Origin of the sequence: Bradyrhizobium sp. BWA-3-5 (assembly GCF_032917985.1) — a bacterium.
Lineage (GTDB): Bacteria > Pseudomonadota > Alphaproteobacteria > Rhizobiales > Xanthobacteraceae > Bradyrhizobium.
Genome location: NZ_CP136626.1, coordinates 7730879 through 7752355 on the forward strand (window position 1 = coordinate 7730879; position 21477 = coordinate 7752355).

Annotated in this window: 23 protein-coding genes; 14 read left to right on the forward strand and 9 right to left on the reverse strand. The window is 64.8% G+C overall.

The features are described from left to right. Positions 1-140: 140 nt before the first annotated feature. The 3 genes from RX331_RS37090 (at position 141) to RX331_RS37100 (ending at position 2892) form a co-directional block, all read left to right on the forward strand. Positions 141-1064: a peptidylprolyl isomerase gene (locus RX331_RS37090; RefSeq protein WP_317254499.1), complete on the forward strand. Its 924-nt coding sequence runs from the start codon at positions 141-143 to the stop codon at positions 1062-1064. A 161-nt stretch (positions 1065-1225) separates the two neighbouring features. Further along, positions 1226-2467: a bifunctional glutamate N-acetyltransferase/amino-acid acetyltransferase ArgJ gene (argJ, locus tag RX331_RS37095; RefSeq protein ID WP_317254500.1), complete on the forward strand. Its 1242-nt coding sequence runs from the start codon at positions 1226-1228 to the stop codon at positions 2465-2467. Between the two features lie 14 nt (positions 2468-2481). Next, positions 2482-2892 carry a (deoxy)nucleoside triphosphate pyrophosphohydrolase gene (locus tag RX331_RS37100; RefSeq protein WP_317254501.1) on the forward strand — a complete coding sequence of 137 codons (411 nt, stop codon included), beginning with the start codon at positions 2482-2484 and terminating at the stop codon, positions 2890-2892. Between the two features lie 90 nt (positions 2893-2982). Here RX331_RS37100 and RX331_RS37105 read toward each other — a convergent pair whose 3' ends face one another. Then, entirely contained in the window at positions 2983-3828 is an 846-nt protein-coding gene (locus RX331_RS37105; RefSeq protein ID WP_317254502.1) for a methyltransferase domain-containing protein, read from the reverse strand. 77 nt (positions 3829-3905) lie between these two features. On the opposite strand from RX331_RS37105, the gene RX331_RS37110 reads away from it, so the two are divergent. Genes RX331_RS37110 through RX331_RS37125 form a run of 4 tightly spaced genes read left to right on the forward strand, consistent with a single transcriptional unit; the run spans position 3906 to position 6393 of the window. Beyond that, positions 3906-4715, forward strand: coding sequence for a ComF family protein (locus tag RX331_RS37110; RefSeq protein ID WP_317254503.1), 810 nt, complete (start codon positions 3906-3908; stop codon positions 4713-4715). A 57-nt stretch (positions 4716-4772) separates the two neighbouring features. Further along, complete coding sequence (grxC, locus tag RX331_RS37115; RefSeq protein ID WP_317254504.1) at positions 4773-5048, forward strand: glutaredoxin 3; 276 nt, start codon at positions 4773-4775, stop codon at positions 5046-5048. After that, positions 5045-5923 (forward strand): carbon-nitrogen hydrolase family protein, encoded by an 879-nt coding sequence (locus RX331_RS37120; protein ID WP_317254505.1) that lies wholly within the window; start codon positions 5045-5047, stop codon positions 5921-5923. The genes grxC and RX331_RS37120 overlap by 4 nt, the downstream gene beginning before the upstream one ends. After that, entirely contained in the window at positions 5920-6393 is a 474-nt protein-coding gene (locus RX331_RS37125; RefSeq protein ID WP_317254506.1) for a DUF1178 family protein, read from the forward strand. Before RX331_RS37120 ends, RX331_RS37125 begins: the two co-directional genes overlap by 4 nt. A gap of 103 nt (positions 6394-6496) precedes the next feature. Here RX331_RS37125 and RX331_RS37130 read toward each other — a convergent pair whose 3' ends face one another. The 3 genes from RX331_RS37130 to RX331_RS37140 all read right to left on the reverse strand — a co-directional run bounded on the left by RX331_RS37130 (position 6497) and on the right by RX331_RS37140 (position 8741). Beyond that, positions 6497-7396, reverse strand: coding sequence for an EamA family transporter (locus tag RX331_RS37130; RefSeq protein ID WP_317254507.1), 900 nt, complete (start codon positions 7394-7396; stop codon positions 6497-6499). 106 nt (positions 7397-7502) lie between these two features. Beyond that, on the reverse strand, positions 7503-8258 hold the full coding sequence (gene ubiG / locus RX331_RS37135; protein WP_317254508.1) for a bifunctional 2-polyprenyl-6-hydroxyphenol methylase/3-demethylubiquinol 3-O-methyltransferase UbiG: 756 nt from the start codon (positions 8256-8258) through the stop codon (positions 7503-7505). A 3-nt stretch (positions 8259-8261) separates the two neighbouring features. After that, positions 8262-8741: a PH domain-containing protein gene (locus RX331_RS37140; protein ID WP_317254509.1), complete on the reverse strand. Its 480-nt coding sequence runs from the start codon at positions 8739-8741 to the stop codon at positions 8262-8264. A 174-nt stretch (positions 8742-8915) separates the two neighbouring features. Here RX331_RS37140 and RX331_RS37145 point away from each other — a divergent pair, with 174 nt between their 5' ends. The 4 genes from RX331_RS37145 (at position 8916) to prmC (ending at position 14754) form a co-directional block, all read left to right on the forward strand. Beyond that, positions 8916-10169 carry an aspartate kinase gene (locus RX331_RS37145; protein WP_317254510.1) on the forward strand — a complete coding sequence of 418 codons (1254 nt, stop codon included), beginning with the start codon at positions 8916-8918 and terminating at the stop codon, positions 10167-10169. Positions 10170-10491: 322 nt separating this feature from the next. Continuing rightward, complete coding sequence (gene ptsP, locus RX331_RS37150; RefSeq protein WP_317254511.1) at positions 10492-12759, forward strand: phosphoenolpyruvate--protein phosphotransferase; 2268 nt, start codon at positions 10492-10494, stop codon at positions 12757-12759. Positions 12760-12811: 52 nt separating this feature from the next. Further along, positions 12812-13891, forward strand: coding sequence for a peptide chain release factor 1 (gene prfA / locus RX331_RS37155; protein ID WP_317254512.1), 1080 nt, complete (start codon positions 12812-12814; stop codon positions 13889-13891). Then, a complete protein-coding gene (gene prmC / locus RX331_RS37160; RefSeq protein WP_317254513.1) occupies positions 13888-14754 on the forward strand; it encodes a peptide chain release factor N(5)-glutamine methyltransferase in 867 nt (288 codons plus the stop codon). The genes prfA and prmC overlap by 4 nt, the downstream gene beginning before the upstream one ends. Before the next feature lie 264 nt (positions 14755-15018). Here prmC and RX331_RS37165 read toward each other — a convergent pair whose 3' ends face one another. Next, entirely contained in the window at positions 15019-15318 is a 300-nt protein-coding gene (locus RX331_RS37165; protein ID WP_317258385.1) for a hypothetical protein, read from the reverse strand. Between RX331_RS37165 and RX331_RS37170 the strand changes: the two genes are divergently transcribed. Continuing rightward, positions 15241-15996: a DUF4167 domain-containing protein gene (locus tag RX331_RS37170; RefSeq protein WP_317254514.1), complete on the forward strand. Its 756-nt coding sequence runs from the start codon at positions 15241-15243 to the stop codon at positions 15994-15996. The two genes, RX331_RS37165 and RX331_RS37170, sit on opposite strands and share 78 nt — an antisense overlap. A gap of 159 nt (positions 15997-16155) precedes the next feature. Here the strand turns inward: RX331_RS37170 and RX331_RS37175 are convergent, their stop codons facing one another. Next, positions 16156-16902 (reverse strand): class I SAM-dependent methyltransferase, encoded by a 747-nt coding sequence (locus RX331_RS37175; protein WP_317254515.1) that lies wholly within the window; start codon positions 16900-16902, stop codon positions 16156-16158. A gap of 121 nt (positions 16903-17023) precedes the next feature. On the opposite strand from RX331_RS37175, the gene gloB reads away from it, so the two are divergent. After that, entirely contained in the window at positions 17024-17791 is a 768-nt protein-coding gene (gene gloB, locus RX331_RS37180; RefSeq protein WP_317254516.1) for a hydroxyacylglutathione hydrolase, read from the forward strand. Continuing rightward, on the forward strand, positions 17791-18222 hold the full coding sequence (locus RX331_RS37185; RefSeq protein WP_317254517.1) for a cupin domain-containing protein: 432 nt from the start codon (positions 17791-17793) through the stop codon (positions 18220-18222). The genes gloB and RX331_RS37185 overlap by 1 nt, the downstream gene beginning before the upstream one ends. Positions 18223-18308: 86 nt before the next feature. On the opposite strand, the gene RX331_RS37190 is transcribed toward RX331_RS37185, so the two are convergent. The 3 genes from RX331_RS37190 to RX331_RS37200 form a co-directional block, all read right to left on the reverse strand. Then, entirely contained in the window at positions 18309-19178 is an 870-nt protein-coding gene (locus RX331_RS37190; protein ID WP_317254518.1) for a DMT family transporter, read from the reverse strand. A 133-nt stretch (positions 19179-19311) separates the two neighbouring features. Continuing rightward, entirely contained in the window at positions 19312-20037 is a 726-nt protein-coding gene (gene phbB, locus RX331_RS37195) for an acetoacetyl-CoA reductase (protein WP_317254519.1), read from the reverse strand. Between the two features lie 241 nt (positions 20038-20278). Next, positions 20279-21457, reverse strand: a complete 1179-nt coding sequence (locus RX331_RS37200; protein WP_317254520.1) for an acetyl-CoA C-acetyltransferase — start codon at positions 21455-21457, stop codon at positions 20279-20281. Positions 21458-21477 lie beyond the last annotated feature (20 nt).

Genomic DNA, 21477 nt, shown 5'->3' on the forward strand with positions numbered 1-21477 from the left:
GGCTGGGTGGGGGGCTTGTCAACGTGCGTCCATCTGTCAGGGAATTCATCATTTTGCCAGACTTTCGCGTTGCCAAGGCCGCTTGATTGGGCGAGTGTCCCGCCGCCTTTGCCGCCCCCTCTTCAAGACAAGGATTTTCCATGACCACCTCGTTCCCGGAAACGAAAACCGGCCTGCGTTTCGGCGTGACCTCCCTGGCCGTGACGGCCTGCCTGGCCGCGGTTCTGGCCGCCGGCCTGCCGGCTCGCGCCCAGGACAATCCCGTTCTCGCCAAGGTTAACGGTGTCGAGATCCGCCAGAGCGACGTCGCGCTCGCGGAAGAGGAACTTGGCCCCAGCCTCGCGCAAATGGACCCGGCGACCAAGAAGGACAATGTGCTGGCGTTCCTGATCGACCTGAAGATCGTCGCCAAAGCTGCCGAGGACAAGAAGATCGAGAATTCCGAGGACTTCAAGAAGCGCCTGGCGTTCACCCGCAGCCGCCTTTTGATGGACAGCCTGCTCGCCAGCGAGGGCAAGGCCGCGACCACCGACGAGGCCATGAAGAAGGTCTATGAGGAGGCCGCCAAGCAGATCACCGGCGAAACGGAAGTCCATGCCCGCCACATCCTGGTCGAAACCGAGGACGAGGCCAAGGCGATCGCCGAAGAATTGAAGAAGGGCGGCGACTTCGCCGAGCTGGCAAAGAAGAAGTCGAAGGACCCCGGCGCCTCCGATGGCGGCGATCTCGGTTTCTTCACCAAGGAACAGATGGTGCCGGAATTCTCCGCCGTCGCCTTCACGCTGGAGCCGGGCAAGATCTCCGACCCCGTCAAATCGCAGTTCGGCTGGCACATCATCAAGGTCGAGGAAAAGCGCGCCCGCAAGGCCCCCGACTTCGATCAGGTCAGGGCCCAGATCGAGACCTATGTGACGCGCAAGGCGCAGGCCGAATACGTCGCCAAGCTGCGCGAGGCCGCCAAGGTCGAGCGCATGGACAAGCCGGCGGAAGCCGCCAAGAACGACACCAAGACCGACGCGCCCAAGCCCGCCGATTCCAAGATGGCACCGCCAGCGAAGAAGTAAAAAATCGCTGTCACTTCTTCGAGACCGATAGTATCTAGCATCGTCATGGCCGGGCCGAAGCGCCCGGCCGTTTCATGTCCGGGTCGCCGGTTCAAGGCGCCGGACGACGCTTGAAGCCGGCAGGCCCGGCCTGGATTGATCTGGTCGAAGAAGGTGCCCGCATGTCCATCAATGTTTCTCCCCTCGCCCCGACCGATGTTCCCGAAATGCCCGCGATTGCAGGCGTGAAGCTCGCGACCGCCGCCGCCGGCATCCGCTACAAGGGGCGTACCGACGTGCTGCTCGCCACCATGGACAAGGGCACCACGGTCGCCGGCGTGTTCACCAAGTCGAAATGCCCATCGGCCCCGGTGGAATGGTGCCGCGCCAAGCTCGGCCGCGGGCAGGCGCGCGCGCTGGTGGTGAACTCCGGCAATGCCAACGCCTTCACCGGCAAGACCGGCAAGCAGTCGACGGCGCTGACGGCGCAGATCGCGGCAAAGGCGGTTGGCTGCTCGACATCCGACGTGTTCCTCGCCTCAACCGGCGTAATCGGCGAGCCGCTTGATGCCACCAAGTTCGACGGCGTACTGGCGACGCTGGCGGAAGCCGCCGCGCCTGATGACTGGATGGGCGCGGCGAAAGCGATCATGACCACCGACACCTTCCCGAAGGTCGCGACCGCGACCGTAAAACTTGGCAAGACCAAGGTGACCATCAACGGCTTGGCCAAGGGCGCCGGCATGATCATGCCCGACATGGCGACCATGCTGGCCTTTGTATTCACCGACGCGCCGCTGTCGTCCGCCGTGCTGCAGGCGCTGCTCAAGAGCGGCGTCGACGACACGTTCAACGCCGTGACGATCGACAGCGACACCTCGACGTCGGATACGCTGCTGGCGTTTGCGACCGGCGCCGCCGCGGCCAATGGCGCGCCAAAGATCAGCCGGGCCAGCGACCCGCGCCTAAAGGCGTTTGCCAAAGCCTTCCATGGCGTGCTCGCCAACCTCGCCGAACAGGTAGCCCGCGACGGCGAAGGCGCGCGCAAGCTGGTCGAGGTGGTCGTCGAAGGCGCCACCACCAAGCCCTCGGCGCGCAAGATCGCGATGTCGATCGCCAATTCGCCGCTGGTGAAGACGGCGATTGCGGGTGAGGATGCCAACTGGGGCCGCGTGGTGATGGCGGTCGGCAAGGCCGGCGAGCCCGCCAACCGCGACAAGCTCTCGATCTCGTTCAACGGCATCCGCGTCGCCAAAAGCGGTGCGCGCGATCCGTCCTACAACGAGGCTGAGGTCTCCGAGGTGATGAAGAGCCCGAAGATCCAGATCAAGGTCGCCCTTGGTCTCGGCAAGGGCCGCGACCGCGTGCTGACCTGCGACCTCACCAAGGAATATGTCGCGATCAACGGCGACTACCGGTCGTAAACGAGATAGCGAGCATGGCCGACATCAAGCTCACCCTCGTGGTTGCCTGCGCCCTCGTCGACGTCGACAAGCGCGTGCTGATCGCGCAGCGGCCCGAGGGCAAGGCGCTCGCCGGCCTCTGGGAATTCCCCGGTGGCAAGGTCGAGCCCGGCGAACGGCCCGAGCAGACGCTGATCCGCGAGTTGCATGAGGAGATCGGCATCGACGTCAGCGAGCCGTGCCTGGCGCCGCTGACCTTCGCAAGCTACGCCTATGACAGCTTCCATCTCTTGATGCCGCTCTACATCTGCCGGCGCTGGGAAGGCCTGGTGACGCCGCGCGAGGGCCAGCAACTGGCCTGGGTCCGCGCCAACCGACTGCGCGACTACCCGATGCCGCCAGCGGACATTCCGCTGATCCCGCATCTGATTGATCTGTTGATGTAAATCGGAGACCGACGCCTCGCGGCGCAGGCCCAGCACACAAAATATCGAAAACAACCCCATGCACAGTAGAAATGGGGCCCTTCCTGCACGTCAATCGCGCTTCGCCTTCTTCACCGCCGCTTCCAGACTCGCCTTCGCCGAGCCGGGCTTGAGCGGCTTCTGCTGGCTCTCATGCGGTGCCCAGCCGGATAGCCAGACGAGATCGAACGTCGCGCGGATGCGGCCGTCCGCGTCGGCAAAACGCTCGCCGTAAATCTGCGCCATCCGAAGCATGGTGGCGCGGCGGGTCGGCGTGCGCCGCCGCTCGACCAGAATATTGCTTGCCCCCATCCGCCGGAGATCCGCCATCAGCGCAAATGCGCTGTCGTAGCGCACCACGACGCGATCGACGTCGGTGACAGGCAGCGCCAAGCCGGCCCGCTGCAAAAGCGCGCCGATATCGCGCAAATCCGCAAATGGCGCGACGCGCGGCGACACCCCGCCCTCGCATTCAGCCTCTGCCGCGGCAAAGGATTGCCGGAGCTCGGTCAAACTATCGCCGCCGACCATCGCCGCCAGCAGCAGCCCGTCTGGCTTCAGCGCGCGGCGGATCTGCGCCAGCACGCCCGGCAGATCATTGACGAACTGAAAGGCGAGCGCCGAGACGGCGAGATCAAGCGATTCCGGCTGCAGTGGCAAGACTTCCGATGGATCGACATCGATGCGCGCAATCGACTGAAAGCGATCGGCCAATGTTTCTTGCAGCAACTCGCCCGGTGTCCAGATATCGGCAACGTCGGCAAACTTCCGTGTCACCGCCTGGAAGCGGTCTTCAAAATCCTCCCTGACGCGATCGAGCAGGAATGTCACCGGCCCACCCCGCCGCGCGCGGTCGAGCCGCCTGCGCAGCAGTGCGCGGTCGAACAGGATGGGCGCGCTGGTCGGGTTCGAAGCCATGCGGGTTGGTACGCCGGCTGCGTATTGGTGGCAATGCCATGCTTGAGCCGCAGGCAGCGCGGCGCTAGCCTCGCCATATGGACGGCGAGGCATCACCATCACGCTCCTTCTCTAGTCACCTCCGCGGCGCGCTCGGCGCCTGCCGCGACGTGCTCACGCATTTGCCGCGGCTCGCCCTCGACATCGCGCTGCCGACGCAGTGCGTCTCCTGCCGCGAGCCGGTCGATGGCGACGGCGTCTGCGCGGCATGCTGGTCGAAACTATCATTCATCGAACCGCCTTTTTGCCCGCGGCTCGGCATTCCCTTCGTCTATGATCCCGGCCCGGAATTGCTGTCGATGGAGGCGATCGCGAGCCCACCGGCTTACCAGCGCGCCCGCGCCGCCGTGCGCTATGACAACGTCGCCCGTACCCTGGTGCATTCGCTGAAGTATCAGGACCGCACTGATCTGGCGCCCGCGATGGGCCGATGGATGGCCCGCGCCGGCAAGGAATTGCTCGACGAGGCCGACGTGCTGGTGCCGGTTCCGCTGCACTGGCGGCGCGGCTGGAGCCGCCGCTACAACCAGTCAGGCGCGTTGGCGCGGGTGATTTCGCGGCAAAGCGGTGTGAAATTGGCCGCCGAGGCACTTCGCCGCATCCGACCCACCGAGCAGCAGATCGGTCTGTCCCGGCCGCAGCGCGCCGCCAATGTTCAAGGTGCATTCAAGGTCGCGCCCGAGCGCAGCGCCGACATCGCCGGCCGCCGTGTCATCCTGATCGACGATGTCCTGACCTCTGGCGCCACAGCGGATGCCTGCGCCCGCGCCCTGCTCCGCGCCAAGGCTGCGCAGGTCGACGTGCTGGTATTCGCGCGGGTTGTGGACAGCCACCGAGCTCCCATATAATTCAACGACTTGTAATTCTAAGACCTGACAAAAAGACTTGGCTGATCAGAGCGTTCCATGACTGCTGCCGTTGAAATCTATACCCGCCCGGGCTGCGGCTATTGCACCGCCGCCAAATCGTTGCTGACGCGCAAGAATGCCGCGTTCACCGAATTCAACGTCGCGACCAACCCGGCCTACCGCGACGAGATGTACGACCGCGCCGGCCACGGCTCGACCTTTCCCCAGATCTTCATCGGCACAACCCATGTCGGCGGCTGTGACGAGCTTTATGCGCTGGACCGCGCGGGCAAGCTCGATGGCCTGTTGGCGGGAGAAAAGGCATCCTCATGAGCGCTGGCTCGACCTTCACCGCTGCCATGGTGCAGATGCGCACCGGCCTCTTGCCCGAGCCGAGCCTCGAGCAGGGCATCAGCCTGATTCGCGAGGCGGTCGCGCAAGGCGCCGACTATGTGCTCACGCCCGAAGTGAGCAACATGATGCAGCTGAACCGAAAGGCGCTGTTCGAGCATCTTGCGTCGGAGGAAGACGATCTTTCGCTGAAGGCCTATCGCGCGCTCGCCGCGGAACTGAAGATCCACCTCCATATCGGTTCGCTGGCACTGCGCTTCTCGCCGGAGCGCGCCGTCAATCGCTCGTTCCTGATCGGGCCCGACGGCAATCTGCTCGCCAGCTACGACAAGATCCACATGTTCGATATCGACCTGCCGGGCGGCGAGAGCTATCGCGAGTCGGCCAACTACCAGCCGGGCGAGACCGCTGTCATATCGGATCTGCCGTGGGGCCGGATCGGGCTGACGATCTGCTACGACGTGCGCTTTCCCGCGCTTTACCGCGCGCTGGCCGAAGCCGGCGCCTCGTTCCTCACTGTGCCCTCGGCCTTCACGAAAAAGACTGGCGAGGCGCACTGGCATACGCTGCTGCGCGCCCGCGCCATCGAGAATGGCTGCTTCGTGTTCGCGGCGGCGCAGGCCGGCATGCATGAGAACAAGCGCGAGACCTATGGGCACTCGCTGATCGTCGCGCCCTGGGGCGAAATTCTCGCCGAGGGCGGCGTCGAGCCCGGCGTGTTCCTCGCCGAGGTCGATACGTCTAAGGTCGAGGCCGCCCGCGAGAGCGTGCCGTCGCTGCAGCACGGACGCCGTTTTGGCATCGCCGATCCCAAGGCCGGCCCCGAGCACCTGCATCTCGTCCGGGGCTCGGCATGATCCGCTACAACCTTCGCTGCGAGAAGGGCCACGCTTTCGAAAGCTGGTTTCAAAGCTCCGCGGCGTATGAGTCCCAGGAAAAGCGCAAGCTGGTGAGCTGCCCGTCCTGCGGCTCGGTCAAGGTCGAGCGCGCGATCATGGCGCCGCAGATCGTGACGAGGAAGGGCCGCGAGCAGGCCGCGCCCGCGCCGGCGCCGGCTGCTGCCGAAGCGACCGGATCGGAATCGACGCCGCTGCTGATGGCGCAGGAGCGCGAACTGCGCGCCAAGTTGAAGGAGCTCCGCGATCACATCGTCAAGAACGCCGACAATGTCGGCGAGCGCTTCCCCAACGAGGCGCGCAAGATGCATTACGGCGATATCGAGCATCGCCCGATCTACGGCGAGGCTTCCGCAGAAGAAGCACGCGCGCTGATCGACGAAGGCGTGGAGGTAAGTCCGCTGCCGGTGCTGCCGGACGACAGGAACTAAAGTCTCCTCGGTCATTGCGAGCGTAGCGACGCAATCCACCGTCGTGCTTGTTGCGCTATGGATTGCTTCGCTGCGCTCGCAATGGCGGGGAGGGTTCGGTCTTTTATGCCGCCACTAGCAGCGCCACGCCGACGACGATCAGCACGATCCCCGCGAGTTCACGCGCGGACATCGGCTGCTTGAACGAATAATACGACACCGCCTGCGCGAACACCACTTCGACCAGCGCCAGCGTGCGCACGTTGGCCGCCGCCGTCAGCGCGAACGCCAGAAACCAGAACTGCGAGGCGAAGGCGCCCATGAAGCCCGCGAGCATCGATGGACGCCACAGCCCCAGGATTTTCTGGAGCACGTCGGGCGCGCGGAACAGGAGATAGACCGTCAGCACCAGCGTCTGCACGAACAGCCCGAATACCAGCGTGAACGACGCCGCCGTCACGAACGAGACGCCCGGCACCACGATGACCGCGCCGCGAAAGCCCACCGCGGAGAGCGCAAATGCCGCCGCCGCGGCAAGACCCAGCAGCGTCGGCTTCAAATCCGCAAAGCCCTTCTCGGACCCCGGCCGCAGCGCGGCGATGACCACGCCCGCAGTCGCGATCAGGATCGCGACGACCTTCAGCACGGTCAGATGGTCGCTGAGAAAAACGAATCCGAAGATCGCAGTCTGGATTGCTTCCGTCTTCAGATAAGCCGTCGTCACCACGAAGGAACGGTCATTCATCGCCAGCAGCATCATGCCGGTGCCGACGATCTGGCTAAGTGCACCCAGCATCAGCCATGGCCAGAACGACGATGTGGGCCACGGCACAGGGTCACCCGTCGCAGTCACCACGAGCGCGAAGAACACCAGCGAGAACGGAAAGCCGAACAGGAAGCGGATATTGGTCGCGCCCCAGGTTCCGAGCGGCCCGGTCAGCGACCGCTGCATCGCATTGCGCGCGACCTGGCCCAGCGCAGCGATGAGGGTGAAGGGAATCCAGAGCGTAGCGACGGAGAGCATGGGGCATACCGGCAGGAAGCTGCCGCACCGTGCCGGGCGGGATGCGTCAGGTCAACGGGAGCAGCATCATGACAGGATTGCGCCGGGTCCTTGAAGGTGGTGGTCCCTATACCCCCTCCGCCACCACCATGTAGTTCACGTCCATGTCGGACGAGATGCTCCATCGGTCGGCGAGCGGGTTATAGACCACGCCGGCCTGGTCGGTGATGGCAAAGCGGCTGTTGGCGAGGTGCTGCGCAAGCTCGTCCGGCGTGACGAACTTGTCCCACTGATGGGTGCCGCGCGGCAGCCAGCGCAGGACGTATTCGGCGCCGACGATGGCGAGCGCAAAGCTCTTCCAGTTGCGGTTCAGCGTCGAGACCACCATGATCCCGCCCGGCTTCACCATCGCCGCGCAGCGGGCGATGAACGCGCCGACGTCGGTGACGTGCTCGACCACCTCCATCGCCAGCACGATGTCGAAGCGCTCGCGGTGGTCCATCTCCTCCACCGTGGTGCAGCGGTAGTCGATCGACAGATGGCCCTTGTCGGCGTGCAGCCTGGCAGCGGCGATGTTGGTCGCTGACGGATCGATTCCGATCACCTGCGCGCCGAGCCGCGTGAACGGCTCGCACAAGAGGCCCGCGCCGCAGCCGATATCGAGGATGCGCAGGCCCGACAGGCAACTCAGACTCCTGGCGTTACGGTCGAACTTGCGGCACGCGGCGTCGCGGATATAGGCAAGCCGCAGCGGATTGATCTTGTGCAGCGGGGCCATCTTGCCCTTGGGGTCCCACCACTCGTCCGACAGTTTTGAGAACTTCGCAACCTCGGCCGGGTCCACCGTAGAGCCGGTGGTGGAGGAATTTTGCTGCATGGCCATGATTTAGGTGCCGACCGGTCGTGTCGTGATGGCATTGCGGAACGCCAGCGGCGACGCAATGGTGGAAATGGTTTCCTTGCCTTCGCCGACGCCCATGATGGTGACATCGCCATAGTTCATGATGCGGCCGAGAATGGTCTGGTTGACGTCGACGCTTTCGACCTTGTCGAGACTCATCTCGAAGGTCCGGCGCTGAATGAAACCGGTTTTGTGCACGACGCGCATGTTGGTGACGTCGGTCTCGGTGGTCCACCGATGGAACCAGGCCTTTGCCGTCAGATACAGGGCCGCCAAAGCGGCGAGCGCGGCGACGGTCAGGCAGGTCAGCATCAGCGCATCCGATGTGACCATGCGCGACAACACCAGGAAGACGATTGCCACGGCCCAGGTCGCGAGCGCCGGGAGATAGAACATCCAGTGCGCATTCGTCGAATACAGCACCCTTTCCCCGGGCTGCAGGATTTCATCGATATAACGGCCCATACGCCTGCCCTGAATTACCCGCTACTACAGCAACTTGCGCCATTTTGGGTCGAAAACGGAACCGGAGGTGCTTGCCCCGGACCGCGTCGCTATGTATACGCCGCTTTCGACCCGGGCGCTCCACTTTCCGTGCGGGTCACGTAACTTATCCTCACAGGGAATGCACGCGTCGTCATGGGCCGCCTCGTGATGAAATTCGGCGGCACATCCGTCGCCAATATCGACCGAATCCGCAACGTCGCGCGTCACGTCAAGCGCGAGGTCGACGCCGGACATGATGTCGCCGTCGTCGTCTCTGCGATGGCCGGCAAGACCAACGAGCTGGTGGATTGGTGCCGCGACGCCTCGCCGATGCATGATGCGCGGGAATATGACGCGGTAGTGGCGTCCGGCGAACAGGTGACCTCAGGCCTCTTGGCGATCGTGTTGCAGGGCATGGGCATCCAGGCCCGCTCCTGGCAGGGCTGGCAGATCCCGATCAAGACCTCCGACGCCCACGCCTCGGCGCGCATTCTCGAGATCGACGGCAGCGAGATCGTCCACCGTTTCAAGGATCGCAAGGAAGTCGCCGTCATCGCCGGCTTCCAGGGCATCAATCCGCAGACCAACCGAATCACCACGCTCGGGCGCGGCGGGTCTGACACCTCGGCGGTGGCGATTGCCGCTGCGCTGCGGGCCGACCGCTGCGATATCTATACCGACGTCGACGGGGTCTACACGACCGATCCGCGGGTGGTTCCCAAGGCGCGGCGCCTCGACAAGATCGCCTTCGAGGACATGCTGGAACTCGCCTCGCTGGGCGCCAAGGTGCTGCAGGTGCGCTCGGTGGAACTCGGCATGGTGCATAACATGCCCGTTTTCGTCCGTTCCAGCTTCGACAAGCCCGAGGATATCGACCCGCATGGCACGCCGCCGGGCACGCTGATCTGCAGCGAGGAGGAAATCATGGAAAGCCACGTCGTCACCGGCATCGCCTTCACCAAGGACGAGGCCCAGATTTCGCTCCGCCAGATCGAGGACAAGCCGGGCGTTGCCGCCGCCATCTTCGGCCCGCTGGCGGACGCCAACATCAATGTCGACATGATCGTGCAGAACGTCTCCGAGGACGGCAAGACCACCGACCTCACCTTCACCGTTCCGGCCGCCGACTATAACCGCGCCCGCGAGACCATCGCTGCGGCAAAGGCCAAGATTGGTTACGCCCGGCTCGACAGCGCCACCGACGTCTCGAAGGTCTCGGTGATCGGCAGCGGCATGCGCAGCCATGCCGGCGTCGCGGCCAAGGCGTTCAAGGCGCTTTCCGAGCGCAACATCAACATCCGCGCCATCACCACCTCGGAGATCAAGTTTTCGGTGCTGATCGACGCCGCCTATACCGAACTTGCGGTGCGCACGCTGCACACGCTCTACGGGCTTGACCAGGCTTAGAACGATTTTCTCTCAAATTTAGCGCTTGGTCTGATCGTCAGACCGGCCAGTTTGGCGGATCATGCGCTTCGCTGGCGCAGCATCGGGCCTGACACACACGTTATTGCATCTGGCAGGCGTTTTGCTTGGCAAAGCAAGCCTCGATTGGATATAGGCCTAGGGAGGTGGGTTGCCGCACACTGCACCATCGTTGGCGATCCCATTCGGCGGGATCAGGTGTCTTGCGGCAGCGCCGAATGAATAAAATTGTTGTTTTCGGTGCGTTTCACGCCAGCTGCCGGCCACCCGGCAGGCTGGCTTTGCGGGGGGAGGATACCAGCACATGCGGAGCACGTCGGGAGGCCCCCGCGTCCTGTTGAGACGGCTCCGCGAAACCATGGCGGAGAAGGTCTCGGCCCAGGAACGGCTGGACAAGATCGTGGTGCTGATCGCGGCCAACATGGTGGCCGAGGTCTGCTCCTGCTACGTGCTGCGCATCGATAACACGCTCGAACTCTACGCCACCGAAGGTCTGAACCGCGACGCCGTGCACCGCACGGTGCTGCACGCACATGAGGGCCTTGTCGGCCTCGTCGCGAGCGAGGCGAGCCCGCTCAACCTTTCGGATGCGCAAAGCCATCCGGCGTTCTCGTTCCGCCCCGAAACCGGCGAAGAAATCTACCATTCGTTCCTCGGCGTGCCGATCCTGCGCGCCGGCAACACGCTCGGCGTGCTGGTCGTGCAGAACCGCGCCAAGCGCACCTATGTCGAGGAAGAGGTCGAGGCGCTGCAGACCACCGCCATGGTGCTGGCGGAAATGATCGCCTCGGGCGAGCTGGCGGCGCTGGCGCAGCCCGGCGCGGAACCGGCGGCGCGGCACTCCCTGCACAAGACCGGCGCCATCCTCTCCGACGGCATCGCGCTCGGCCATGTCGTGCTGCACGAGCCGCGCGTCGTCATCACCAACTACATCGCCGAAGACCTGCCGAAGGAAATCAAGAAGCTCGAAGCGGCGCTGGCCAAGCTGCGCGCCGACCTCGACCGCATGCTGGAACGCGGCGACGTCGCCGAGAGCGGCGAGCACCGCGACGTGCTGGAAGCCTATCGGATGTTCGCCAACGACCATGGCTGGTCGCACAAGCTGCACGAGGCGGTCGCCACCGGCCTCACCGCGGAAGCCGCCGTCGAACGTGTGCAGTCCGACACCCGCGCGCGCATGCTGCGCTCGACCGATCCGTACTTGCGCGACCGCCTGCACGACTTGGAAGATCTCGGCCACCGCCTGATGCGGCAACTGGTCGGGCAGGATCACGCGCCCTCGCGCGAGCAGCTTCCCGAAAACGCCATCCTGATCGCGCGCGCGATGGGCCCGGCGGCGCTACTCGACTACGACCGCAAGCGGCTGCGCGGCCTGGTGCTGGAGGAAGGCACCGCCAATTCCCACGTCTCGATCGTGGCGCGCGCGCTCGGCATCCCAGCCGTCGGCGAAGTGCCGAATGCGGCCGGCATCGCCGACCCCGGCGACGCCATCATCGTCGACGGCACCTCGGGCTCGATCTACATCCGCCCCTCGGCCGAGATCGAATCGGCCTATGCCGAGCGGGTGCGCTTCCGCGCCCGGCGGCAGGCGCAATATGCCGCGCTGCGCGACAAGCCCTGCGTGACCAGGGACGGCCAGCCGGTCGAGCTGATGATCAATGCCGGCCTCGTCATCGACCTGCCGCATATCGACGACACCGGCAGCGCCGGCATCGGGCTGTTCCGCACCGAGCTGCAGTTCATGGTCGGCCAGAGCCTGCCGCGCTCGTCCGACCAGCTCGCACTCTATCGCACCGTGTTGGATGCCGCCGGCAACAAGCCGGTGACGTTCCGCACGCTCGATATCGGCGGCGACAAGGCGCTGCCCTACATGGAGACCGTGATCGAGGAAAATCCCGCGCTCGGCTGGCGCGCGATCCGGCTCGGGCTCGACCGTCCCGGACTGTTGCGCGGCCAGATCCGTGCGCTGCTGCGAGCCGGCGGCGGCCGCGCGCTGAAGATCATGTTCCCGATGATCTCCGATGTCGCCGAGTTCGACCAGGCCAAGGCGATTGTCGAGCGCGAGCTGACCTATTTGCGCCAGCACGGCCATGCGCTGCCGGAACGGATCGACGTCGGCACCATGGTCGAGGTACCCGCGCTGCTCTATCAGCTCGACGAGCTCCTGAAGAAAGTCGATTTCGTCTCGGTCGGCTCGAACGACCTGTTCCAGTTCCTGTTCGCGGTCGATCGCGGCAATGCCAAGGTTTCCGAGCGCTTCGACACCATGTCGGCGCCGATCCTGCGCGCGCTGCGCGACATCGTGCGCAAGGCGCAGGCGGCGAAGAAGACGGCATCGCTGTGCGGCGAGATGGCATCAAAACCGCTCGGCGCGCTCGCTCTGATCGCGCTCGGCTACCGTTCGCTGTCGCTTTCCGCCACCGGCCACGGCCCGGTGAAGGCGATGATCCTGGACCTTGACGCCAAGAAGGCCGAGGCTGCCCTGATGCCGCTACTGGATGCGCCGGCCGGCAGCGTCTCGATCCGGCAGAAGCTGACGGAATTCGCCGAGGCGGAAGGGCTGTCGTTGTAGCGAGGCCCTCGCCCGACAACACCGCCCGCATCCCGCCCTTGAGAACAACGCCATGCTACCCGAAGCCAAACTCGATATCCTGCTCGCCCATCACGCCTCGCTCGAGGCCGAGCTGCTGGGCCAGCTTAATTCCGAAAAATACGTCCAGATCACGCGCGAGCTCGCCGAGCTCAATCCGCTGATCGACGCGGTGAAGACCTATCGCTCGGCGCGGGCCGAGATCGCCGGCGCCGAGCAGCTTCTGGCCGATGCCGCCACCGATCCGGAAATGCGCAGCATGGCCGAGGCCGAGCTGGAGACGCTGCAGGCGCGTGTCGCTGACCTCGAGCAGAAAATCCGCGTGGCGCTGCTGCCCAAGGACGCCATGGACGACCGCAACGTGATGCTGGAGATCCGCGCCGGCACCGGCGGCGACGAGGCCTCGCTGTTCGCCGGCGACCTGTTCCGGATGTATGAGCGGTTTGCCGGCCTGCAGGGCTGGAAGGTCGAGGTGATCTCGGCCTCGGAAGGCACGGTCGGCGGCTTCAAGGAAATCATCGCCGAGGTGCAGGGTCGCGGCGCTTTTGCCAAACTGAAATTCGAATCCGGCGTGCACCGCGTGCAGCGCGTGCCCGACACTGAAACGCAGGGGCGCATTCACACCTCGGCGGCGACCGTTGCGGTGCTGCCCGAAGTGGAGGATGTCGACGTTGACATCAAGAACGAGGACTTGCGGATCGAGACCATGCGCGCGCAGGGCGCCGGCGGTCAGCACGTCAACAAGACCGAATCGGCGATCCGCATCACCCACATTCCGACTGGCATCGTGGTGATGATGCAGGACAGCCGCTCGCAGCACAAGAATCGCGCCTCCGCCATGAACATCCTGCGCTCGCGCATCTATGACGCCGAGCGCCAGCGCGTGGACGCGGCGCGCTCCGCCGACCGCAAGGAGAAGGTCGGCTCCGGCGACCGCAGCGAACGCATCCGCACCTACAATTTCCCGCAAGGACGCGTCACCGACCACCGCATCAACCTGACGCTCTATAAACTGCCGCAGGTGATATCAGGCGAAGCGCTGGGCGAATTGATCGACGCGCTGACGACCGAGCACCAGGCGGCGCAGCTCGCCGCGCAAGGCGCCGCGGCGTGAGCGCACCGACCGTCGAGGCGGCGCGGCGTGCGCTGGCAGCGAGATTCAAAACCATTGAATCGGCCGAACTCGATGCACGCCTACTGCTTGGCCACGCCCTCGGCCTCGACCTGACCGGCTTGATATCAGCTGCGCAGCGTCGGCTGACGCCGGACGAATCAGCGCGCCTCGAAGCGTTCGCCGTCCGCCGGCTTGATGGCGAGCCGGTCGCCCGAATCATCGGCGAGAAGGAATTTTGGGGCCTGCCGCTGCAACTATCGCCGGCGACGCTGGTGCCGCGGCCCGATACCGAGACAGTGGTCGAACTGGCGTTGGAACTGCTGCGCGCCAGCGGCGGCCTCCATCGTCCGTTTCGGATCGCCGATCTCGGCACCGGCACGGGTGCGATCCTGCTGGCGCTGCTGTCGGAGCTGCCGGCGGCGCAAGGGTTTGGAACCGACATCTCGGAAAGCGCCCTGCAGACCGCCGCCGCGAACGCAGCGCGCGCGGGGTTGTCGGATCGCGCTACATTTCTCGCCTGCGACTATGCGAATGGCCTGTCCGGCCCGTTCGATCTGATCGCCTCCAATCCTCCCTATATCCGCTCGGCCGATATCGCCGCCCTGGCCCCGGAGGTCAGGAATCACGACCCGCTTGCGGCGCTGGACGGCGGCGCCGACGGGCTGGACGCCTACCGCGCGTTGATTCCCCAAGCCGCCGGCCTTCTGGCGCCGGGCGGCGCCCTGATCGTGGAGGCGGGCGCAGGCCAAAGCAGCCAGATTCAGGCCTTGATGTCGACCGCAGGGTTAATGCCTGGTACCGCACCCAGGGCCGATCTGGGGGGCATTCCGAGGGCGGTCGCGGGCCACAAAATGGCCCGATAAAGTCCGCCAGGAACGCAAAAAAACCCCTTGGAATATTCGCCGGGAGCGACTACGTTCCGCCCATAACATCGGTCCAGGGTTACCGGCCCCGTAAGGCGATACGGTGAGGCCGGAGTTCTCGAAACGAGAGCCCGCCGGGTGAAAGGTTCCAAACGCAGGTCGAATTGAGCGCAATAACCGAAGTGTGCTGCTCTTGGCCTTAAAGCGAACGAAAGCCTGATATTGCGGTTGAAGACTTACGCAACAGCCGGTCACGCGAAGGCGTCACGCAAGACGATTAGGCTGATTTTGGCAGGCTGAACGATTTGGTCCGGCACGCGGCTGATTCGCGGCCGGTTGGGGAACGCGTCTTTGCTGAACGCGATGGTTGGCGACATCGATGACATGAATTCGAACGGCATCGTGATTCGGTGCGCCTTCGCGTGCGCCGCAACGGTTCATAGCTAGGCAACGGAATAATTTCAGGGCTGGAATAGAAGGCGAGACATGAGAAACGGTCAAAACAACAAGCGGATGCGTAACCGGAATAACAACAATAACAACAATAATAACCGGCGTGGTCAAAATCCGATGACCCGGGTGTTCGAATCGAACGGCCCCGATATCAAGATCCGCGGTACCGCCTCGCATGTTGCCGAAAAATACGTTCAGCTGGCGCGCGATGCGCGCTCATCGGGCGATCCCGTCGCCGCCGAGAACTACTACCAGCACGCCGAACATTATTTCCGCCTGATCGCCGCCGCGCAGGAGCAGTTCCGGCAGAACCAGCCGCAGCCGCGCATCGATGCCGACGTGCAGCCGACCGAGGATGGCGAGGACGACGGCGAGAGCTTCTCGCATTTCGGCCAGGAGCCGGGCTTCGTTCCGCAGCAGCCGCAGCCCTATATCCGCGATAACAACCAGCGTGAGCGCGGCGAGGCCCAGCCCTATCAGCGCGACCAGCAGCAGCCACGCGAGCATCGCAGCGAGCGCGACCGTGACCGTGACCGTGAGCACCGTCCGCAGCCGCAATATCAGCCGCAGCCCCAGCCGCAGCCGGTGATTGCCGATACCGGCGGCGTCGACCGCCTGCCCTCCTTCATCACCGGCTCGCAGCCGCAGGTGAACGGCGCGCCCGGCGGCTACGAAGAGGGTGGTCGTGGCGAGCGTTTCCCGCGCCGCCGCCGCCGTCCGCACGGCCCGCGCCCCGACATGGCCGCGCCGGCCGCCCCGAGCGAAGACTTCAATCCGGGGAATGAGTAGGTAGTAGATCTACTCCGTGTCTCGTCGTCCCGGCCAAGCGAAGCGCGAGCCGGGACCGATACGCCGCGGCCCTGATTGGAGGCACGCGGGACGACGGGTGTCCGCAAACAAATGCCAACGGGTGGGGTCCCCACGTTCGCGGGGAGACCCGTTGAGAGATCACGCCTTGTCGCGTGTCGCCGTCGATGACGGCACCAGCACCGGCTCCAGCGATGGGATCAGCCGCGTGCGTTCGCGGCCCGCGGGGATCGCGCGATAGACCTGCTTGGTCGCTTCCACGATATGCACGCCGGCGAACGGCAGCGACAGCGCAGCGCCGACGCGCTCCCATGCCAGCGCCGAGCGCAGGAACCAGCTGTTGCCGACCGGCGGCAGAAACAGCGCCTCGCCCCATGATGCCGGCGTGAACCAGGTCTGCCGCAGCAATTGCGTGATCTGCGCGCGCGAATAGGGCCGGCCGTGGCCGAACGGCGTATTGTCGGTGCGCGTCCACACGCCGCGCCGGTTCGGGATGACAGCGATCAGCCGCCCGGACGGCGCCAGCACGCGCCAGACTTCGCGCAGCAGGCGCTCCGGATCATCCGACATTTCCAGCGAATGCACGAGCAGGATCCGGTCCACCGCCGCGTCCGGCAGCGGCATCGAGAACTCATCGATCAGGGTCGCCAGCGCGGGCCGCGCCGTCGGCCATTTCAACACGCCCTGCGCCGCCGGCATGAAGGCGATGCAGCGCTCGGCATCTTCGCGAAACAGGCCGAGATAGGGCGTCGGATAGCCAAGCCCAAGCACACGCTGCCCCGCCGCGTCGGGCCAGCGTGCCCGGATGCCGCGGTTGATCAACAGCCGCGCCACGATGCCGAGGCGCTGCGAATAGAAATCGCGGAGATCGATGACGTCGATGGTCATGGGTGCAATCTACCACACCGTGTTTCGTTGCGGCGCGCCGAAAATGGCATTGCCGTGCAAGCGTTAACGCCATATTTCTTTGGGATTAATAGGGCCGAAAGCCTCAAACGACGGAGCTGTCATGGCCGCGGAAATTCGCACCTTCACCTGCCTCAGCGACAATTTCGGTTATCTGATCCACGATGCCGCGACCAAGGCCACCGCCTCGATCGACGCGCCCGAGGCCGGGCCGATCATCAGGGCGCTGGAGCGTGAGGGGTGGACGCTGACCGACATCCTCATCACGCACCACCATCACGACCATGTCGGCGGCGTCGCCGAGCTGAAGCGGAAATATGGCTGCCGCGTCGTGGCCCCCAACGACCGGTCGACCAAGATCGCCAATGTCGACCTGCGCGTGGCCCATGGCGACGTGATCAAGGTCGGCAGCCTTTTGACGCGGGTGCTGGAAACGCCGGGACATACGCTCGACCACGTCTCTTACGTGTTCGACAATGAAAAGGCGGTGTTCGCCGCCGACACGCTGTTCTCGATCGGCTGCGGCCGCGTGTTCGAGGGCACCTACCCGATGATGTGGGATTCGCTGCTCAAGCTGCGCGCGCTGCCCGACGATTTCAAACTCTATTGCGGCCATGAATATACCGCCTCCAACGTCAAATTTGCGCTCACCGTCGAGGCCGATAACCCGGCGCTGAAGGCGCGGGCCGAGGAAGTGGCGCGGCTGCGTGCCGAGAACAAGCCGACGATCCCGGTGCTGCTCGGCGAGGAGAAGAAAGCCAACGTATTCCTGCGCGCCGACGAGCCGTCGGTCGCGGCCGCGTTGCACATGAAGGGCGCGAGCGCCGAAAAAGTGTTCGGCGAGCTGCGCGAACGCAAGAACAAGTCCTGATGGCGCTTTCGAAACAAGCCGCCGACATCATCGCGCGGCTCGACCTGAAGCCGCATCCGGAAGGCGGCTATTATCGCGAGACGTTTCGCGACGAACGCGTGGATGCCGACGGGCGCTCGCGGTCGACCGCGATTTATTTCCTTTTGGCGCGCGGCGATCGCTCGCACTGGCATCGCATCGATGCGGTGGAGGTCTGGCATTATTACGCAGGGGCGTCGCTGACGCTTCAGATCGCCGATGAGAGTGGGCAGCGCAGCGTGACGCTCAGCCCGAATATCGCGGCTGGCGAAGCGCCGCAGGCGGTCGTGCCGTCACATGCCTGGCAGGCCGCCGAGAGCAACGGCGACTGGACGCTGGTCGGCTGCACTGTGGCGCCGGGATTTGCGTTTGCGAAATTCGAGCTGGCGCCGAAGGATTGGGAGCCTAGGTGACTTCGTAGGGTGGCAAAGCGCAGCGTGCCCACCATTGCCAGATGCGAGCGCGGCCGCGTGCTGGGCTCACTTCGCTCGGTCCCACCCTACCTCTTTTTCAGCACCATGTCCTTCGCCGCGATCAATCCACCGCCGGCAATCAATATCGCGGCGATCGCTATCGTCGCGGTTGCTTGCGCAAACCCGGCAACAATCAGAAACGCCGTCGACAGCAGCGGCGTCGCGTAGGAGGCGGCACCGAGCACGCGGATATCGCCGCGCTTCATGCCGATGTCCCAGACAAAGAAAGCAGCTCCGACTGGACCGACGCCGAGCGCGATGATGGCGAGCCACTGCCCGATCGCCTCCGGCCAAACGGTGATCTCGACCATGCCGTGAACCAGCGCAGCGAGCAGCGCGGTCGCGAGGCAAAAGCCGGCCACCGCATCGGTCGGCACTGCCTTGAGCCGGCGCGACATCACCGAATAGGCCGCCCACACGAAGGCGGCGACGAACGCCGCGGCCAGCCCCGGGATCTGCCCCGGCGCGAAGCTCGCACCATTGCCGGCAAACAGCAGTACGGTGCCGGCAAGCCCGAGCAGCGCACCGATGATGTGATGCGACGCCAGCCGTTCGCCCGGCAGCAGCGAGGAGAACAATACGATCAAGAGCGGCCAGAGATAGTTCAGCAGGCCGGCTTCGGCCGGAGGCGCGAAGCGCAGCGCCAGGAAATAGAGCGCGTGATAGCCGAACAGCCCGCCAACGCCGACGACCCAGACGACGGGCGGCTGCCTTAGCGCCGCAAAGACGGCGGGGCGGAACAGAAAGCTAGCAAACGCGACCAACGCACCGATCGCAAACGTCATTGCCGCGAGTTGGAACGCCGGAATCTTGCCGGTCGCGAGCGTCAAGACTGACAATAGCGACCACATCAGGATTGCGGTCAGTCCGATCAGCGTGGCGGTGCGGGGAGTCATCGATTTGTCATTCCGTCATGGCCGGGTTTATCCTGGCCATCCACGTCTTTCTTGCCGCTGTATAAAGACGTGGATGCCCGGGACAAGCCCGGGCATGACGAATTCTTGTTGCAGTACGTAACGGCGCGCGCTGCTACACCATGTACTGGCCGCCGTTGATCGTCATGGTCGAGCCGGTGATGCCGCCCGCCTCGTCGGCGGCAAGGAACACCACGGCGCGGGCGATCTCCTCGGGCTCGCCGAGGCGGTTGACCGGGATCAGCGGCAGGATGCTCTTCTCCAGCACCTCCTTCGGCACCGCCTGCACCATCTCGGTGTTGATATAGCCGGGGCAGATCGCGTTCACGGTAACGCCGCCCTTGGCGTTCTCCAGCGCCAAGGCCTTGGTGAAGCCGATGTCGCCGGCCTTGGCCGCGGAATAGTTGACCTGGCCGAACTGTCCCTTCTGGCCGTTGATCGAGGAGATGTTGATGATGCGGCCGAACTTGCGAGCACGCATGCCCTCGATCACCGGGCGCGTCATGTTGAATAGCGAACCGAGATTGGTGTTGATGACCGCATTCCACTGCTCCAGCGTCATCTTGTGGAAGGCGCCATCCTTGGTGATGCCGGCGTTGTTGACGAGCACGTCGATCGGCCCGATATCCGCCTCGACTTTCTTGATGCCGTCGGCGCAGGCATCGAACGACGAGACGTCCCATTTGTAAACGGGGATGCCGGTTTCGGATTTGAATTTCTCGGCGGCGGCGTCGTTGCCGGCATAGCTTGCCGCAACCTTGTAGCCTGCAGCCTTCAGCGCCTTGCTGATCGCAGCGCCGATGCCTCGCGTACCCCCCGTAACCAATGCAACACGTGCCATGTCGTAGTCCTCCTTGGTAAACTCTTAGTACGCCGGAATTGTCCCGGTCTTTTGACGAATCTCAATTTTTCCGTTCTTCAAGCGCTCTTGTTCTCAAGCGCGCCCCTGTCTTCAGCGCCTTTGGATACGCCTGCACAAGATGAAAATGCCCGGCGCGAGACCGGGCATTTCATCTTTACCAATTCGAGCCGCGGTTGCGAGATGATCTTTTCATCATTCAACCGTTCACTCTGCCTTTAGTTCAGTCGCGTGCGATGCACATTGCAATGCCCATGCCGCCGCCGATGCACAGCGTGGCGAGGCCCTTCTTGGCGTCGCGCTTCTGCATCTCGTGCAGCAGCGTCACCAGCACGCGCGCGCCTGAGGCGCCGATCGGATGACCGATCGCGATCGCGCCGCCATTGACGTTGACCTTGGAAGTATCCCAGCCGAGATCCTTGTTAACGGCGCAGGCCTGCGCCGCGAACGCTTCGTTGGCCTCGATCAGGTCGAGGTCGCCGACGTTCCAGCCAGCCTTCTTCAGGGCCGTACGCGAAGCGGGGATCGGGCCGGTGCCCATGATCTTGGGATCGACGCCGGCCTGGCCCCACGACACGATGCGGGCGAGCGGCTTCTTGCCCTGCTTGGCGGCTTCCTTGGCGGTCATCAGCACCACGGCGGCAGCGCCGTCATTGATGCCCGAGGCGTTGCCGGCGGTCACGGTGCCGTCCTTCTCGAAGGCCGCGCGGAGCTTGCCCATCGCATCGAGGGTAGCGCCATGGCGGGGATATTCGTCGGTGTCGACCACGACGTCGCCCTTGCGGGTCTTGATGGTGACGGGGGTGATCTCGTCCTTGAACTTGCCGGCCTTCTGCGCCGCCTCAGCCTTGTTCTGCGAGGCAACGGCAAACTCGTCCTGCTGGGCGCGAGTGATCTGGTATTGCTTGGCGACGTTCTCGGCAGTGTTGCCCATGTGATAGCCGTTGAAGGCGTCCCACAGGCCGTCCCTGATCATGGTGTCGACCAGCTCGAGGCCGCCCATCTTGACGCCGCCGCGCAGGTACTGCGCATGCGGGGCCATGCTCATCGATTCCTGGCCGCCGGCGACGACGATCGAGGAGTCGCCGTTGACGAGCGCCTGATAGCCGAGCGCGACCGAACGCAGGCCGCTGCCGCAGAGCTGGTTGACGCCCCAGGCCGGGCTCTCCACCGGGATACCGGCGTTGATCGAAGCCTGGCGGGCGGGGTTCTGGCCCTGCGCCGCCGTCAGGATCTGGCCCATGATGACTTCGGAGACCTGGCCCGGCTCGATTCCGGCGCGCTCCAGCGCGGCCTTGATGGCGACGGCGCCGAGGTCGTGCGCCGGGGTAGTGGCGAATGCGCCGTTGAAGCTGCCGACCGGGGTGCGGGCGGCGCTGACGATGACGACATCGTCTGACATGGACATCTCCTTATGGGTTT